Genomic DNA, 357 nt, shown 5'->3' on the forward strand with positions numbered 1-357 from the left:
GTGCGGATCTGGCGTTGCGGTTGGTGGTGTTCGGCGGTGAGGCGCTGGAGCTGGGGCGGCTGGAGGACTGGTACTCGCGGCACCCGGACGACGCTCCGGTGCTGGTGAACATGTACGGCATCACCGAGACCACCGTCCACGTCACCTACCAGGCCCTCGACCGGGCATATGCGGCCACGGCGACGGGCAGTGTGATCGGAACCGGCATCCCCGACCTGCGGCTCTATGTCCTCGACGAGAGGCTGCGGCCGGTCCCGCCGGGTGTGGTGGGGGAGTTGTACGTGGCCGGGGCCGGTTTGGCGCGCGGCTATTGGAACCGTCCCGCGCTGACCGCCGAACGGTTCGTGCCCGACCCCT

At 69.7% G+C, this 357-nt stretch carries 1 protein-coding gene; it reads left to right on the top strand.

Annotated elements, in window-relative coordinates:
* Positions 1-357 (top strand): AMP-binding protein (locus QSK22_RS33430; RefSeq protein ID WP_285498518.1); only part of this gene is annotated, 357 nt, incomplete at both ends.

Origin of the sequence: Actinomadura sp. NBRC 104425 (assembly GCF_030269545.1) — a bacterium.
Taxonomy (GTDB): domain Bacteria; phylum Actinomycetota; class Actinomycetes; order Streptosporangiales; family Streptosporangiaceae; genus Spirillospora; species Spirillospora keratinilytica.